The 14,135-nt window shown below is 71.9% G+C and carries 15 protein-coding genes; 9 read left to right on the top strand and 6 right to left on the bottom strand.

Annotated features, from left to right (window positions below):
* Positions 1-110 precede the first annotated feature (110 nt).
* From DEI85_RS01125 to DEI85_RS01140, 4 genes are all read left to right on the top strand, one after another.
* Positions 111-842, top strand: a complete 732-nt coding sequence (locus DEI85_RS01125; protein ID WP_111123819.1) for a S1 family peptidase — start codon at positions 111-113, stop codon at positions 840-842.
* 145 nt (positions 843-987) lie between these two features.
* Entirely contained in the window at positions 988-1,875 is an 888-nt protein-coding gene (locus tag DEI85_RS01130) for an SDR family oxidoreductase (RefSeq protein WP_111123818.1), read from the top strand.
* Between the two features lie 57 nt (positions 1,876-1,932).
* Positions 1,933-2,265 carry a Dabb family protein gene (locus DEI85_RS01135; protein WP_111123817.1) on the top strand — a complete coding sequence of 111 codons (333 nt, stop codon included), beginning with the start codon at positions 1,933-1,935 and terminating at the stop codon, positions 2,263-2,265.
* A 79-nt stretch (positions 2,266-2,344) separates the two neighbouring features.
* On the top strand, positions 2,345-2,752 hold the full coding sequence (locus DEI85_RS01140) for a RidA family protein (RefSeq protein WP_110858570.1): 408 nt from the start codon (positions 2,345-2,347) through the stop codon (positions 2,750-2,752).
* A 51-nt stretch (positions 2,753-2,803) separates the two neighbouring features.
* Here the strand turns inward: DEI85_RS01140 and DEI85_RS01145 are convergent, their stop codons facing one another.
* Positions 2,804-3,646 carry a helix-turn-helix transcriptional regulator gene (locus DEI85_RS01145; protein ID WP_111123816.1) on the bottom strand — a complete coding sequence of 281 codons (843 nt, stop codon included), beginning with the start codon at positions 3,644-3,646 and terminating at the stop codon, positions 2,804-2,806.
* Positions 3,647-3,747: 101 nt separating this feature from the next.
* Here DEI85_RS01145 and DEI85_RS01150 point away from each other — a divergent pair, with 101 nt between their 5' ends.
* Complete coding sequence (locus DEI85_RS01150; protein WP_110858572.1) at positions 3,748-4,431, top strand: SDR family NAD(P)-dependent oxidoreductase; 684 nt, start codon at positions 3,748-3,750, stop codon at positions 4,429-4,431.
* A gap of 66 nt (positions 4,432-4,497) precedes the next feature.
* On the opposite strand, the gene poxB is transcribed toward DEI85_RS01150, so the two are convergent.
* Entirely contained in the window at positions 4,498-6,222 is a 1,725-nt protein-coding gene (gene poxB, locus DEI85_RS01155; protein WP_110858573.1) for a ubiquinone-dependent pyruvate dehydrogenase, read from the bottom strand.
* Positions 6,223-6,320: 98 nt separating this feature from the next.
* On the opposite strand from poxB, the gene DEI85_RS01160 reads away from it, so the two are divergent.
* Positions 6,321-7,028 (top strand): phosphatase PAP2 family protein, encoded by a 708-nt coding sequence (locus tag DEI85_RS01160; RefSeq protein ID WP_111123815.1) that lies wholly within the window; start codon positions 6,321-6,323, stop codon positions 7,026-7,028.
* Positions 7,029-7,050: 22 nt separating this feature from the next.
* Here DEI85_RS01160 and DEI85_RS01165 read toward each other — a convergent pair whose 3' ends face one another.
* Positions 7,051-8,295: a multidrug effflux MFS transporter gene (locus tag DEI85_RS01165; protein WP_111123814.1), complete on the bottom strand. Its 1,245-nt coding sequence runs from the start codon at positions 8,293-8,295 to the stop codon at positions 7,051-7,053.
* A gap of 46 nt (positions 8,296-8,341) precedes the next feature.
* Between DEI85_RS01165 and DEI85_RS01170 the strand changes: the two genes are divergently transcribed.
* Positions 8,342-8,782, top strand: a complete 441-nt coding sequence (locus DEI85_RS01170; protein WP_258369754.1) for a MarR family winged helix-turn-helix transcriptional regulator — start codon at positions 8,342-8,344, stop codon at positions 8,780-8,782.
* On the opposite strand, the gene soxR is transcribed toward DEI85_RS01170, so the two are convergent.
* The 3 genes from soxR to DEI85_RS01185 are packed head-to-tail and all read right to left on the bottom strand — an operon-like array spanning position 8,779 to position 10,833.
* Complete coding sequence (gene soxR / locus DEI85_RS01175) at positions 8,779-9,330, bottom strand: redox-sensitive transcriptional activator SoxR (RefSeq protein WP_349815128.1); 552 nt, start codon at positions 9,328-9,330, stop codon at positions 8,779-8,781. The two genes, DEI85_RS01170 and soxR, sit on opposite strands and share 4 nt — an antisense overlap.
* A gap of 1 nt (position 9,331) precedes the next feature.
* Complete coding sequence (locus DEI85_RS01180; RefSeq protein ID WP_258376362.1) at positions 9,332-10,375, bottom strand: YdcF family protein; 1,044 nt, start codon at positions 10,373-10,375, stop codon at positions 9,332-9,334.
* A 2-nt stretch (positions 10,376-10,377) separates the two neighbouring features.
* Positions 10,378-10,833, bottom strand: coding sequence for an iron chaperone (locus DEI85_RS01185; protein WP_220032909.1), 456 nt, complete (start codon positions 10,831-10,833; stop codon positions 10,378-10,380).
* A 90-nt stretch (positions 10,834-10,923) separates the two neighbouring features.
* On the opposite strand from DEI85_RS01185, the gene mgrA reads away from it, so the two are divergent.
* Positions 10,924-11,967, top strand: a complete 1,044-nt coding sequence (mgrA, locus tag DEI85_RS01190; protein ID WP_111123811.1) for an L-glyceraldehyde 3-phosphate reductase — start codon at positions 10,924-10,926, stop codon at positions 11,965-11,967.
* Positions 11,968-12,719: 752 nt separating this feature from the next.
* Positions 12,720-14,054: an MFS transporter gene (locus DEI85_RS01195; protein WP_258376361.1), complete on the top strand. Its 1,335-nt coding sequence runs from the start codon at positions 12,720-12,722 to the stop codon at positions 14,052-14,054.
* Positions 14,055-14,135 lie beyond the last annotated feature (81 nt).

The raw sequence follows: 14,135 nt of genomic DNA on the forward strand, positions 1-14,135 counted from the left end.
GCAGGCGCGTCCGTCGAAGTGCGGACTGGTGCGACCCCTGGACAGGGGTCAGGATGACGCATCAGTTGCACAGAGCAACTGGCAGGTGCTTCACCGACAGAGGAGTCGTCATGAAGAAGTCCATCGCAGCCGCGTTCGCCGCGGTCGCCGTCGTCACCGCCGGCGTCTTCGCCGCGTCGCCCGCCTCCGCGCTGCCCGTCAGCACGAAGGTCGTCGGCGGCGAGAAGGCCCCCACCACCTCATGGGCGGTGCAGCTCGAAGCCTCGGGCGGGAGCATCCCCGCAGGCTACGCCAGCAACTGCACCGGCGAGCAGCTCAACGCCTCGTGGATCCTCACCGCCCGGCACTGCATCGACGGCATCGGTGCGATGAACGTCTACCACTCCAACTCCACCGTCAACCGCGGCACGGCCGTCGCCGTCGACCGCGTCAACGCCTCGCCGGCGGGTGACATCGCGCTCGTGCACCTGCGGACCGCCTACTCGCTGTCCACCTACGCACCCCTCGACCTCACCGCGACGGCCAAGTCGAGCGGCACCGGCACCATCCAGGGCTACGGCCTGCGCGCGAACGCGACACAGTCCGACGGCCTCTACCAGGCCACCGTCTCGCTCACCGGCGCGAGCACCGACGCCTCTAACGGTCGTGCCCAGCACCTCACCGGGGTGACCGGCGCCTCGAACCACGGCGACTCGGGCGGCCCGCTGCTCGTCAACGGCAAGGTCGTCGCCGTCTGCTCCACCGGCGACAGCGCCGACCCGGGTGCGAACACCAGGGCCGGCTCGAACTACGCTCTGCTGTCGCAGGCCTCGTCCTGGATCCGGACCACGGCCGGCGTCTGAGCCACCTGACGGACCGGAGGCGCGGTGCGGGCCCGCACCGCGCCTCCGGTCCGTCCCCACCCGTCTTCCAGGACCCGGTCGCCTGCTCAGCGTCCGTCACCCACCAGCTGAGCGCCCGTGCGGGCGCTGCGACGACAGTGGGGCCATGAGCCAGTACGAGAAGCGCGATCCGAACACCCTCTACCCGGCACCGTCGTACCCGAAGCAGGAGCAGTCGCTGCCGGGCGCCGCGTGGAAGATGGACCCGAAGCCCGACCACGGCGAGGAGAGCTACGTCGGGCTCGGACGCCTGAAGGGGTACCGCGGCATCGTCACCGGTGCCGACTCCGGCATCGGCCGTGCCGCCGCCATCGCGCTGTCGAGCGAAGGAGCGGACCTGGTGCTCTCGTACCTGCCGGACGAGCAGGAGGACGCGGAACAGGTCCGCGACCTGCTCGAGTCAGAAGGCCGTCGGGCCGTGCTGTTCCCCGGGGACATCTCCGACGAGCATTACTGCACGGATCTGGTGCAGAAGGGCGTCGACGAGTTCGGCGGCCTCGACACCCTGGTCATGGTGGCGGGTCGCATGGAGAGCAACGAGGACATCCTGACGCTCGACACGTCGATGTTCGACTCCACCTTCAAGACCAACATCTACTCGCTGTTCTGGCTGACCAAGGCCGCGGTGCCGCACCTCGAGCCCGGGTCGACCATCGTGACGACCGGTTCGATCCAGGCGTCGACGCCCTCGCCGGACAAGATCGACTACGCCGTGTCGAAGGGCGCGATCAAGCTCTTCACCGAGGCCGTCGCGCAGCAGCTCGCGCCGAAGGGCATCCGTGTGAACTCCGTCGCGCCGGGGCCGGTGTGGACGCCGTTGCAGCCGGGTTCCGACGACGCCGAGACGGTGTCGCACTTCGGCGAGAGCTCGCCGTTCGGCCGCCCCGGGCAGCCCGCCGAGCTCGGCGCCGCCTACGTGCACCTGGTCAGCCCGGAGTCGAGCTACCAGTCCGGTTCGACGATCACGATCGCGGGCGGCACGCCGGCGTTCTGATCTGGCGTTCTGACGTTCTGACGTTCTGCCGTTCTTGCGTTCGAGGAAGGGGACCACGTGTCCGGAGTGACGCACACCGTGCTGGTCGAGTGGGACGGGGAGGACCGGTCGTCCGAGGCATCGGCCCTGTCGCGCGAGCACCTGCCACGGATCGAGGGGGTCGAGTCGGTGCAGTCCGGCACGAGCGTGAGCACGGAGGGACTGGAGGGCGGGTTCCACTGGATGCTCGTCGTCCGGTTCCGCGATCGTGCCGCGCTCGCCGAGTACTTGCCGCACCCGGAGCACCGGCCGGTGGCCGAGTTCATCGGTGCGGCGAGTGCCCGGGTCGTCGTGTTCGACGTCGAGGACGCCGAGCAGCCCGAGGAGCGCCAGGGCATCCGCGTCGGGTGAACCGACCGGGGCCGTGCAGAGCACCAGGTGCTGGTCTCTCTCGGCCTGGCTGCTCAGCGATCGCGGGCAGGATGGGGCGATGGCCAGCGCTGTCCGTCTCATCCGGTCCGACGTCCTGAGCGACGTGGCGCAGTACGCGTACGCGTCCACCGTGCCGGCTGGGACGCGGCTCGTGTTCCTCGCCGGGGCCTGCCCGCTCGCCCCGGACGGGTCGACCGTCGCGGTCGGGGACCACGCGGGCCAGGCCGCCAGGTGCATCGAGACCATGCAGGAGGCGCTGCGTGCGGCAGGTGCCTCCATCGAGGACGTCGTGAGCACCCGGGTGCTCGTGGCGTCCTCGCGGCAGGCTGATCTCGTCACCGCCTGGCAGGTGGTCCGCGATGCCTTCGGCACTCACGACGTGCCGAGCACTCTGCTCGGGGTCACGGTCCTCGGGTACGACGACCAACTGGTCGAGATCGAAGCCGTCGCGGCTGTCGCCGACTGAAGCCGGCGGGGTCACTGCGGACCCGCACCGCACAACCACAGTGACTTCGCCTCACTCCACCAACGACTGCGTCCCCACCACGATCGCCAGCGCCAGCCGCTCCGCGTCCACCGACCCGGGCACGGCCGTGTACGCCAGGATCCGCAGGTCCTCCGGCCCGACGACCAGGGTGTCGCAGTCGAGCGTGATCAGCCCGACGTCCGGGTGGTCGATCACCTTCCGGCGGGCGGTCTCGCCGAGCGCGGTCGCGCCCGAGTCCCACAGCTCGACGAACCGCGGACTCGCCGCCCGCAGGTCCCGCACGAGCTGCTGCAGCTGGCGGTCGAGCGGGTAGCGGGCCGCGGTCATCCGGAGCCCCGCCACCAGGTTCGCCTCGAACGCCGCCTGCTCCTCGGGCGTGTGCACGGCTCGGCTGCCGGATCCGACCAGGTGCCGCCACGCCGTGTTCCGGTCGTTCCCGCGGAGTGCCCCGATCGGCCCCATCAGCGCGTCGTACGGGGCGTTGGCGACGAGCAGGTTCCCCGCGGCGTCGAGCACCGCGACGGGGGTGTCCGCCAGTCGGTCGAGCAGTCGCTGCACGCTCGGTGGGATCCGCGACGGAACCACATCAGCTCCGGGGACCGCGTGCCCGGCGAGCCGGTAGAGCAGCTCGCGGTCGGCATCGGCGACCCGCAGCGCCCGCGCGAGCGCCTCGACCACCTGGGCGGACGGTGAGGTTGCCCGCCCCTGCTCGAGCCGGGTCAGGTAGTCGGCCGAGATCCCCGCGAGCTGCGCCAGTTCCTCGCGCCGCAGCCCGGCTGCGCGTCGACGCGGCCCGACGACCATGCCGGCAGCGTCGGGGGAGACGTGGTCGCGCAGCCGCCGCAGGGTGTGCCCGAAGTCCGTGTCCACCATGTCCCCAGTCTGCGCGCGTCGAGCGGTCGAGTCCTGGCCCTGACGGTCCTACGACAACCGGGCGACTCCCTGAGGTCGGCGCCGAGCGTGACGCTGGACCCATGACAACGACACTCATCACCGGGGCCACCCGCGGCCTCGGCAAGGAAACCGCCCGCCAGCTCGTCGAGGCGGGCCACACCGTCTGGATCGGCGCCCGCGACGCCGACCAGGGCGCCGCCGTCGCCACCGAGGTCGGCGCCCGCTCCGTCCAGCTCGACGTCCGCGACGACGACTCGGTCGCCGCGGCCTTCGCCCACGTCGACGCGAACGGAGGCCTCGACGTCCTGGTCAACAACGCCGGCATCGCCGTCTGGGGACAGAGCGGCCCCGAGGCACTCGCCGTCTTCGACACGAACGCCGTCGGCACCATCCGCGCGACCGAGGCCGCGCTGCCGCTCCTGCGTCGCTCCGCGAACCCGATCGTGGTGAACCTGTCGAGCGCGCTCGGATCCTTCACCGCCACCCACGACCCGTCGAAGCCGGCGTTCACCGTGCCGGCCGTGGTCTACGGCGCGTCCAAGGCGGCCGTCTCGATGCTGACGGTGCAGTACGCCCGCGTCGTGCCCGAGGTGCACTTCGTCGCGATCGAGCCCGGCTACACGGCCACCGAGTTCGGTGGCATGCCGAACCCGCACGGTCGCCCTGTCGAGGTCAGCGCCGCGACGATCGCGGCCGCCGCGAACGCAGGCCCGGAGGGCCCGACCGGTGTGTTCCTGGAGGACGGCCAGCCGCTCGGGTGGTGACGCCGTGACGGCCTGGAGGCCCGTGGCGGCGCCGCCACGGGCCTCCAGGCCGTCGTCCGGTCGCGTCTACAGCAGCTGGCGCGCGTTGGTGGACGCGAGGTCCAGCAGCTCGTCGCCGCGGCCCGACAGCACCGTGCGGATGGCGTAGAGCGTGAAGCCCTTCGCCTGCTCCAGGGTGACCGCCGGGGGCATGGACAGTTCCTGGCGGTTCGCGCGGACCGACACGAGCGCGGGGCCGTCGTGCGCGAGCGCGGCGGCCATCGCGTCCTCGAAGTCGTCGGACACGTCGACGTGGAACCCCTTGATGCCGATCGCCTCGGCGACGGCGGCGAAGTCCGGGTTCTGCAGCTCGGTGCCGTAGTTCACGAAGCCGGCGGCCTTCATCTCGAGCTCGACGAAGTTGAGCGACGAGTTGTCGAACACGACGATCTTCACCGGGAGCTTGTTCTGCACGATCGTGATGAGCTCACCGAGGAGCATCGTCAGCCCGCCGTCACCGGCAAGAGCGATCACCTGCCGGTCCGGATACGCCGTCTGCGCACCGATCGCCTGCGGGACGGCGTTCGCCATCGTGCCGTGCACGAACGAGCCGATCAGTCGGCGCTTGCCGTTCATGGTGAGGTAGCGCGAGGCCCAGACGACGGGGGAGCCGACGTCGGGGATGAAGACGGCGTCCTCGGCGGCGAGCCGGTCCAGCACCCGGGTGACGTACTGCGGGTGCAGCGGCTTCTTCCTGCCGGCGGGCACGGCCAGGTCGTCGAGCTTCTCGCGGGTCTTCCGGTAGCGCCCGAGCGAGTCCTCCAGGTGCTTCGTCGGGTGCGAGCCGGTCAGCAGCGGGAGGAGCGCGAGGGCGGTGTCCTTGACGGTGCCGACCAGCCCGATGTCGACGGGGTGCCGCCGGCCGAGCTGCGAGCCACGGATGTCGACCTGCACGTGCTTCGCCTCGGCCGGGAAGAACTGCTGGTACGGGAAGTCCGTGCCGAGCATGAGCACGACGTCGGCGTCCTCCATCGCGCGGTAGCCGGAGGCGAAGCCGAGCAGCCCCGTCATGCCGACGTCGTAGGGGTTGTCGTACTCGATGTGCTCCTTGCCGCGCAGCGCGTGCACGATCGGGGCCTGCAGTCGCTCGGCCAGGGCGACGACCTCGTCGTGGGCGTCCGCGACGCCGGCTCCGGCCAGGATCGTGATCCGGTCGGCACCGTTCAGCAGGTCGGCGGTGCGCTGCAGCTCGGCCTCGCTCGGCACGATGCGCGGGGTGGCCCGCTCGATGCGGGTGGCGCGGTCGTCCTTCGCCTCGGCGAGCAGGACGTCGCCCGGGATCACGAGGACCGCGACGCCGCGCTTCTCGATCGCCTCGCGCATCGCGATCTCGAGCAGGCGGGGCATCTGCACCGGGTCGGCGACGTACTCGACGTAGACGGAGCACTCACGGAACAGCTCCTGCGGGTGGGTCTCCTGGAAGTAGCCGGAGCCGATCTCCGCCGTGGGGATGTGCGCGGCGATCGCCAGCACCGGCACCCGCGAACGGTTCGCGTCGTACAGGCCGTTGACCAGGTGCAGGTTGCCGGGCCCGCAGCTGCCGGCGCAGACGGTCAGGTCACCGGTCAGGGCGGCCTCGGCAGAGGCGGCGAACGCGGCCGCCTCCTCGTGACGGACGTGCTCCCACCGGATCGTGCCGTCCTTGCGCAGGGCGTCGGTGAAGCCGTTCAGGGAGTCCCCGGGCAGACCGTAGACCCGGTGGATGTCGTTGGCCCGGAGGGTGGCGACGATGTTCTCGGCAACGGTTGGCATGTGCCCTGTCTACTCGCGACCGCTGTGCTGAACGCTTTCGGATCATCGTGAGGCCCGCTCGCCCCTGCGTGTCGGGCTTGGGCTGCGACGATGACCGGATGACCGACGACGCGCCGCTCCTCCGTCCCCGCCGACGGGAGCCCGCCGAGTACGGGATCCTGGAGCGCTCGCCGTACCCGCTCGTCTCGGTGGCGATCGCCGTCATCGCGGTCGTCGTCATCACCATCGTCGGGTTCACCCTCGGCACGGTGGACCTCGGGCTGTCGAAGGCCCTCAACGCGCTGCACACCGGGTTCGTCGGGGCGTTCAGCACGGCGGTCTACCACGTGATCAGTCCGGCACCGGCGATCGGGATCACGGTCGTCGTCGTCGCCGTGGTCTGGTGGCGCACGCGAGACCTGCGACCCGCCCTGGCGTTCGGCGGAACCATCGCGATCACGTGGGTGCCGTCCGCGATCGTGAAGGAGATCGTGCACCGCGCCCGGCCCGACGTCGCCGTGCTGCCGCACCCGTTCCCCGTGCAGCCCGACCCCGGGTACCCGAGCGGGCACACCGTCTACATCACGGCGTTCGTCATCGCCCTGATCTGGCTGCTCCGCGAGACCCGGTGGCACCGGCTCGCGCTGACGCTCGGGGTCGTGGCCATCGTGGTCGTGTTCTTCGCGGTGTCGATCGACGCCGTCCACTACCCGACCGACGCTGCCGCCTCGATCCTGTGGGCACTGGCCGTGGCGCCGGGGGTCCGGGTGGTGTGGGTCGACTGGCTCATGCCGCGGGTGCCGTTCCTGCGGCCGGGGCGGGGCTGACGCCGGGCGGTGCCGTTCCGGGTCAGCGGAGCGTGCTGGTCCGGCCCCGCGCGGCGAGCAGCGCCACGACGGCCACCACGGCGGCGGCGAGCATCACGATCGCCAGCGGCGCCGCGGTGTCCGAGCCGCCGATGCTGACGAGCGGGGACACGAGCGCCGCGAGCCCGAACTGCAGGGCACCGAGCACGGCCGAGGCGCTGCCGGCGGCCGACGGCACGGCGCCGAGGGCGAGCGCCGTGGCGTTGCCGAGCACCAGACCGAGCGAGCCCACCGCGGTGAACAGCGGCACGGCGAGCCAGATGACCGGCGCCCCGGAGACGACGAGCAGCGCGAACGCCACGGTGGACGCGAGCACCAGCACGATGCCGAGCGACAGCACGCCCGTGACCGAACGGGTCGAGGTGAGCTTGGCGGACAGGATGCTGACGCCCATGAGCGCCAGGGCGTTCAATCCGAAGGCCAGGCCGTAGCCGACCGTGCCGAAGCCGATCATGTCCTGGTACAGGAACGGCGACGCGGAGATGTAGGCCATCATCACGGCGAACGCGAAGCCGAACACCGCGGTGTAGCCGAGGAACGTCCGGGAGCGCAGGGCACGCAGGGCCGAGCCCGAGCCACGGCGTTCCTCACGCAGGGCGTCGCGGTGTTCCTTCAGGTGGGTCTCGCGGATCACGGCGAGGACCGCGATGAGCATGACGACCGACAGGCCGAGCACGATCGAGAGCAGGCCGCGCCAGCCGATCGGGCCGGTGAGCAGGCCGCCGAGCAGCGGTGCGACGACCGGGGCGACCCCGCCGACGATCATCATGAGCGAGAACGCGCGGGCGGCGGCCTTGCCGGTCGCCAGGTCGGAGATGACCGCACGGCTGATCACCATGCCGGCCGCACCGCCGAGGCCCTGCAGCAGGCGGGCCGCGATGAGCACGCCGATGTTCGGCGCGAGCACCGCGGCGATGCTCGCGAGCACGCACACCGCGGCACCGGCGATGAGCGGCGGCACGCGGCCGAACCGGTCGGACAGCGGACCGAACACGAGCTGGCCCGCGGTCACACCCACCAGGAACGCGGTGAGGGTGAGTTGGACGGCGGTCGCGCTCGCCCCGAGCTCGGTGGTCATCTGCGGGAACGCCGGCAGGTACAGGTCGGTGGCGAAGGGGGCGACGGCACTGAGCAGGCCGAGCACCAGGAGCAGCGCGGTCGTGATGCCCTGCTGCTTGGTCGTGGGTGTCGCGATCGTCGCGCGGATGGTTCCGGTGTCCGTGGTCATGGTTATGAAAGCATAACTCATCGCCGGAGATCGGTACAGTACGGTCATGCACTCCGCCGTGTCCGACCACGTCCTCGCCGAGTTCGCGGACGTCCTGCTCCGGATCGCGCGTGACATCGATCCACACGGCTCCGAGACCCTCGACATCGTGCCGCTGACCGGCACCGAAGCGCTCGTGATGCGCTGGATCAACCGCAATCCCGGCACCTCGCCCAGTGCCACCGCCGAGGCGACCGCCCTGCAGCGCAGCAACCTCAGCGTCGCACTCCGGTCGCTCGTGTCGAAGGGCATGGTCGAGCGGCGCCAGGACCCGGCGGACGCCCGGACCGTGCAGCTGCACTCGACCGCCCTGGCCCAGGAGAGCGTCGACCGGCTCCACCGGCACTGGTCCGGCAAGCTCCGCACGGCCCTCGGCGGCGACGAACGGGGTGCGGTCGAGGCGCTGGAGCTGCTGCAGCGGATCGACGACGGGCTCCGCGCGGGCTAGGCGACGGCGTCCGCGGCGGCGTCGGCGGCAGCAGCTGCGTCGTCGGCAGCGGTGTCGGCATCGTCGGCCGCCTCGTCCTGGATCGGCAGCAGGCGACGCGCTCCGTGCCCCTCGTCGCCCAGGGCATCGCCCGGGTTCACCACCGAGCAGGCCCCGAGCGAGACGCACCCGCAGCCGATGCACTGCGTCATCTCCTGCTGCAGGCGCTCGAGCTCGAGCTGGCGGGCCCGCAGCCGTGCGCGCCACCGTTCGTTCAACCGGTTCCAGTCGCGCAGCGAGGGCATGCGGTCGGCGGGCAGCGCCTCGAACTGCTCGGCGACCTCGCTGAGCGGGATGCCGAGGCGTTTGGCCACCTGGATGATCGCGATCCGCCGTTCGACGTGCCGCGGGTACATCCGCGTGCCGCCGTCGGTGCGCTCCGGGTGGATCAGGCCCTTGCGCTCGTAGAAGTGCAGGGCCGAGGCAGCGACCCCCGTGCGGCGGACGATCTCGCCGATGGGCAGCAGGTCGGTCGGCCGCGGCGCCGGGATCTCGACCGTGGTGGAGATCCTACTGCTGGAACGACTCCCAGAGCAGGAACCCGGTGAACAGCACGAACGGCGTGCAGGCGACCACGTTGAGCCAGCGGTGCTCGACGATCACCGCGGCGAACTCCCGCAGGAACGCACTCGGCACGTAGTAGGCCGCCGTGCGAGCACCGACGACCTGGGCGGGCAGGTCGAGGCGACGGGCCAGGGTCGCGGCCCGCAGCACGTGGTAGTTGTTCGTGACCACGACCATCTGGCCGTCCCGGCCGGCGGCCGTCTGCACGTCCCGCGAGAACCGGAGGTTCTCACGGGTGTTGCGCGACGCGGTTTCCGCGACGACGTCGTCCGGGTCGGCACCGTGCGCCACCAGGTACTCGGCCATCGCGGTGCCCTCGGGGCGGGGTTCGTCGTCGCCCTGTCCGCCGGACGGCACGAGGAGCGGGCGGCGTCCGGCCGCCCGTTCGGCCCGGTAGACGCCGAGCGCCCGGTCGAGCCGGCTCTGCAGCAGGGGCGGGACCTCGCCGTGCACGAGCCCGGAGCCGAGGACCACGATCGTGTCGGGCACGATGCCGTGCCGCGTCCGCCCGTAGACCACGGAGTACAGGGCGAACGCGACCAGCGACAGCGCGAAGTACCCGCAGACGAACACCATCAGCACGGCGATCGCGATCTTCGTGCCGTCCCACAGCGTGAAGCCCTCGCCGCTGCCCGAGACGAGCAGGGCGATGGCGACCGCCGGCAGCACGAACACCGCCACCCCGGCAGCGAGCGACAGCAGGTTGCCGACGCTGCGCCCCTCGGCCCGGAGCATCTGCAGGCCGTTCGCGACCAGGGCGACCCCGAGCACCACGACGGCCAGCGGCACGAGCAGCAGCACCACGGCGACGAGCAGGCTGAACCCGGGGACCACCCTGGTCAGCACGGCCACGACCGTCGCGAGCCCGAACAGCACGGCCGCCGTCAGGAACACCCCGTTGCGGAGCATCCGCGGGTCACGTCGCCGCCCCAGGACGTACAGCACCAGGAACAGCAGGGCGAAGACCGGAGCGGCGCCCAGCCCGAGCACCGTCAACCGACCGCGCGACGGATCAGGTCGGCCACCCGTGCCTCGTCGGCCTCGGAGAACTCGGGGCTGATCGCCCACGACGTCGGCCAGAACGTGCCGTCGTCGAGCGCGGCCGAGTCCTGGAACCCGAGCGTCGCGTAGCGGGCCTTGAACTTCGCGGCGTCCTGGAAGAAGAACACCGCCTTGCCGTCCCGTGCGTAGGCGGGCATGCCGTACCAGAGCTTCGGCGCGAGCTCGGGCGCGACCTCGAGCGCGATGCGGTGGATGCGCTCCGCCAGCCCCCGGTCCGACTGGGACATCTCGGCGATCTTCGCCTCGACCGCAGCCGCGTCGGCCGCTGCCTTCTCGGCCTTGGTGCCCCTCGTGCCGCGGGCGCGCTTGACCTCCGCGGCGTGCTCCTGCATCGCCGCACGCTCCTCGTCGGTGAAGGTGGTCTCGGTCTTCGTCGTCCGTGCCATCGTCGTCTCCTCGTGGTCTCGTGCACCCATCATGGGTCCGCGAAGCGAAGCATGCGAGGCCGGGGCCCGATCGAGTGCCAGGCTCGTCCCATGACCTACATCGCCAGTGACGACCGCTACGACTCGATGACGTACCGCCGGACCGGCCGCTCGGGCCTCGACCTGCCGCTGCTCTCCCTGGGGTACTGGCACAACTTCGGGGACGACATGCCCTTCGAGAACCAGCGTGCCATCAGCCGCCGGGCGTTCGACCTCGGGATCACCCACCACGACCTCGCGAACAACTACGGCCCGCCGTACGGAGCCGCCGAGGTGAACTTCGGCCGCCTGATACGTGAGGACTTCCGGCCCTACCGCGACGAGATGGTCATCTCGACGAAGGCCGGCTGGGACATGTGGCCGGGGCCGTACGGGCAGGGCGGTGGCTCGCGCAAGTACGTGCTCGCCTCGCTCGACCAGTCGCTGCAGCGCACGGGCCTGGACTACGTCGACGTCTTCTACTCGCACCGTCTCGACGCCTCGACCCCGCTCGAGGAGACGATGGGCGCCCTGCACACCGCGGTCCAGCAGGGCAAGGCGCTGTACGTCGGGATCTCGTCGTACGACGCCGAGCGCAGCCGTCAGGCAGCCGAGATCCTCCGCGACCTCGGCACGCCGCTCCTCATCCACCAGCCCTCGTACTCGATGCTCAACCGCTGGATCGAGACCGAGGGGCTGCTCGACGCCGCCGGCGAGCTCGGCTTCGGCGTCATCGGCTTCACCGCGCTGGCACAGGGGCTCCTGACCGGCAAGTACCTGAACGGTGTGCCCGAGGACTCCCGGGCGGCAGCGGGCAAGTCCCTCGACGCGTCGAGCATCACGCCCGAGGTCGTCGAGCACCTCCGTGCCCTGAACGACGTCGCGGCCGCGCGCGGACAGTCCCTCGCGCAGCTCGCCCTCGCCTGGGCGCTCCGCGACGAGCGGGTGACCTCACTCGTGATCGGTGCCTCGCGGGTGTCGCAGCTCGAGGACAACGTCGCCGCGCTGTCGAACACCTCGTTCACCGACGAGGAGCTCCGTGTCATCGACGAGCACTCCGTCGGCATCACGGACGTCGACCTGTGGGCGGGAGCCCGCGCGGGCGAGGTCTCCTGACCCGAGCGCCACGGGGCGCGGCGGCCCGGTCACGACACGTCGCGGGTCGCGTGCCGACCGGTCACGAAGTGTCGGCTGGCCGGCCCGCGCTGGCCGGTCGCGACGCGTCGTGGGTCGCGTGCCGACCGGTCACGAAGTGTCGGCTGGCGGCGCCGCAGGCGACGGTCTGCGACCGCACCGCGGACGGCCGACGGGGTGTCGTGACCGGTGCGGGGTCCTGGGCGCGGCGCGGCGGCCGGGAGGCACGGGGCGCCCCGTCACGCGCCTCCCGTCCGTCGGCCGGTCGCGACGCGTCGTGGGTCGCGTGCCGACCGGTCATGAAGTGTCGGCTGGCGGCGCCGCAGGCGACGGTCTGCGACCGCACCGCGGACGGCCGACGGGGTGTCGTGACCGGTGCGGGGTCCTGGGCGCGGCGCGGCGGCCGGGAGGCACGGGGCGCCCCGTCACGCGCCTCCCGTCCGTCGGCCGGTCGCGACGCGTCGTGGGTCGCGTGCCGACCGGTCATGAAGTGTCGGCTGGCGGCGCCGCAGGCGACGGTCTGCGACCGCACCGCGGACGGCCGACGGGGTGTCGTGACCGACGGGACGGCGCCCGGAGCGAACTCCTCCGGTGCGCGGCGGCCGATTGGTACCATCGACAGCGTTCGACAACACGCAGTGTGTATCTACCGGCCGCCGGCTCCCTAGCGGACAACGGCGGCACCCGATGGGTCCGCCGCCACCGAACCGGGCGGGCCGAGAAGGCACACCCCAATGCTCCAGACCCGTTCCACCGGCGACACCCTGCCCACCGGCGACACTCCGCCAACCGGCGACACTCCGCCAACCGGCGACACCCCGCCCACCGGCGACACCCTGCCCACCAGCGACGCCCCGCCCGCTCCGGACCGCTCGCTCGTCTCGCTCGCCGGGCGCTGGTACTTCCCCGTGGCGTTCATCGCCCGGCTCCCGTTCGCGATGATGGTGGTCGGCGTCCTGACCCTCGTCGTCGCCGCCCGTGACTCCGTCGCCCTCGGCGGCATCAACTCCGCCGCCGTCGGCATCGGATCCGCGATCTTCGGCCCGATGGTCGGCGCCGCGGCGGACCGCTTCGGCCAGCGGGCGGTGCTCGTCCCCGTCGGCCTGGTGAACGCGGCGCTGCTCGGGTTCTTCCCGTTCGTCGTCAGCGGCACCGCGCCCGACCTCGCCGTGCTCGCCGTCGCGTTCTGCATCGGCGCCTCGGCCCCGCAGGTCGCCCCGATGTCCCGCACGCGGCTCGTCGCGATCATCCGGCAGCGAATGGCCCCGGCGCGGCGCGAGAAGACCCTCAGCGGCACCATGGCCTACGAGTCCGCCGCCGACGAGACCGTGTTCATCATCGGCCCGTTCCTGGTCGGCATCCTCGCCAGCGCGATCGCCCCGTGGGTGGCCGTCGCAGGCGCCTCGGTCCTGACGTTCGTGTTCGTCACGGCGTTCGCGCTGCACCCGACCGGCAAGCTCGTGGTCGGCCAGCACGCGGAGTCGACCCAGGCACCCGCACGGCAGCTGCTGCGCCCGCGGCTCGTCGTCGTGGTCGTCGGCATCCTCGGCATCGGCCTGTTCTTCGGCTCGACCCTCACCTCGCTGACGGCGTTCATGGAGACCCACGGCGAGGCCTCGCAGGCCGGCCTGCTCTACGGCCTGATGGGCATCGGTTCCGCCGGGTTGGCACTCGGGTCCGCGGCGTTCCCCCGGGCCTTCGGCCTCGGCTGGCGCTGGCTCGTCTTCGGCGTCGTGCTCCTCGCCGGTGCGGTCGCGTTCGCCGGCGCCGACTCCGTCGTCGCCGCGGGCGTCGTCCTCGCGGTCATGGGCATCGGGATCGGACCCACCCTGGTCGCCCAGTACAGCCTCGGTTCGGACCGGTCACCCGTCGGCCGGTCCGCCACCACCATGACGATCCTCGGGTCCGCCGTCATCGTCGGCCAGTCGATCGCCTCCGCCATCACCGGTGACGTCGCCGAGCACCACGGCACCGCCGCAGCGATGCTGCTGCCGGCGGTCTCCGCCGCGATCGTCGTGGTCGCCGCCGTCCTCAACCTGCTGCTCCCGCGTCGGGTCGCGACCGCCTGACCGCGAACGTGAGCGCCTGACGGACGGGAGGCCCGTGGCGACGCCGCCACGGGCCTCCGGTCCGTCACGGGAATGGACGAG

Origin of the sequence: Curtobacterium sp. MCBD17_026, from assembly GCF_003234895.2 — a bacterium.
GTDB lineage: Bacteria > Actinomycetota > Actinomycetes > Actinomycetales > Microbacteriaceae > Curtobacterium > Curtobacterium flaccumfaciens.

Coding starts and splice junctions, on each gene's coding strand:
- mgrA (WP_111123811.1), top strand. CDS start 10,924: ATGACCTACATCGCCAGTGACGACCGCTACGACTCGATGACGTACCGC.
- poxB (WP_110858573.1), bottom strand. CDS start 6,222: ATGCCAACCGTTGCCGAGAACATCGTCGCCACCCTCCGGGCCAACGAC.
- DEI85_RS01130 (WP_111123818.1), top strand. CDS start 988: ATGAGCCAGTACGAGAAGCGCGATCCGAACACCCTCTACCCGGCACCG.
- DEI85_RS01150 (WP_110858572.1), top strand. CDS start 3,748: ATGACAACGACACTCATCACCGGGGCCACCCGCGGCCTCGGCAAGGAA.
- DEI85_RS01185 (WP_220032909.1), bottom strand. CDS start 10,833: ATGGCACGGACGACGAAGACCGAGACCACCTTCACCGACGAGGAGCGT.
- DEI85_RS01195 (WP_258376361.1), top strand. CDS start 12,720: ATGCTCCAGACCCGTTCCACCGGCGACACCCTGCCCACCGGCGACACT.
- DEI85_RS01145 (WP_111123816.1), bottom strand. CDS start 3,646: ATGGTGGACACGGACTTCGGGCACACCCTGCGGCGGCTGCGCGACCAC.
- DEI85_RS01170 (WP_258369754.1), top strand. CDS start 8,342: ATGCACTCCGCCGTGTCCGACCACGTCCTCGCCGAGTTCGCGGACGTC.
- DEI85_RS01125 (WP_111123819.1), top strand. CDS start 111: ATGAAGAAGTCCATCGCAGCCGCGTTCGCCGCGGTCGCCGTCGTCACC.
- DEI85_RS01160 (WP_111123815.1), top strand. CDS start 6,321: ATGACCGACGACGCGCCGCTCCTCCGTCCCCGCCGACGGGAGCCCGCC.
- DEI85_RS01140 (WP_110858570.1), top strand. CDS start 2,345: ATGGCCAGCGCTGTCCGTCTCATCCGGTCCGACGTCCTGAGCGACGTG.
- DEI85_RS01165 (WP_111123814.1), bottom strand. CDS start 8,295: ATGACCACGGACACCGGAACCATCCGCGCGACGATCGCGACACCCACG.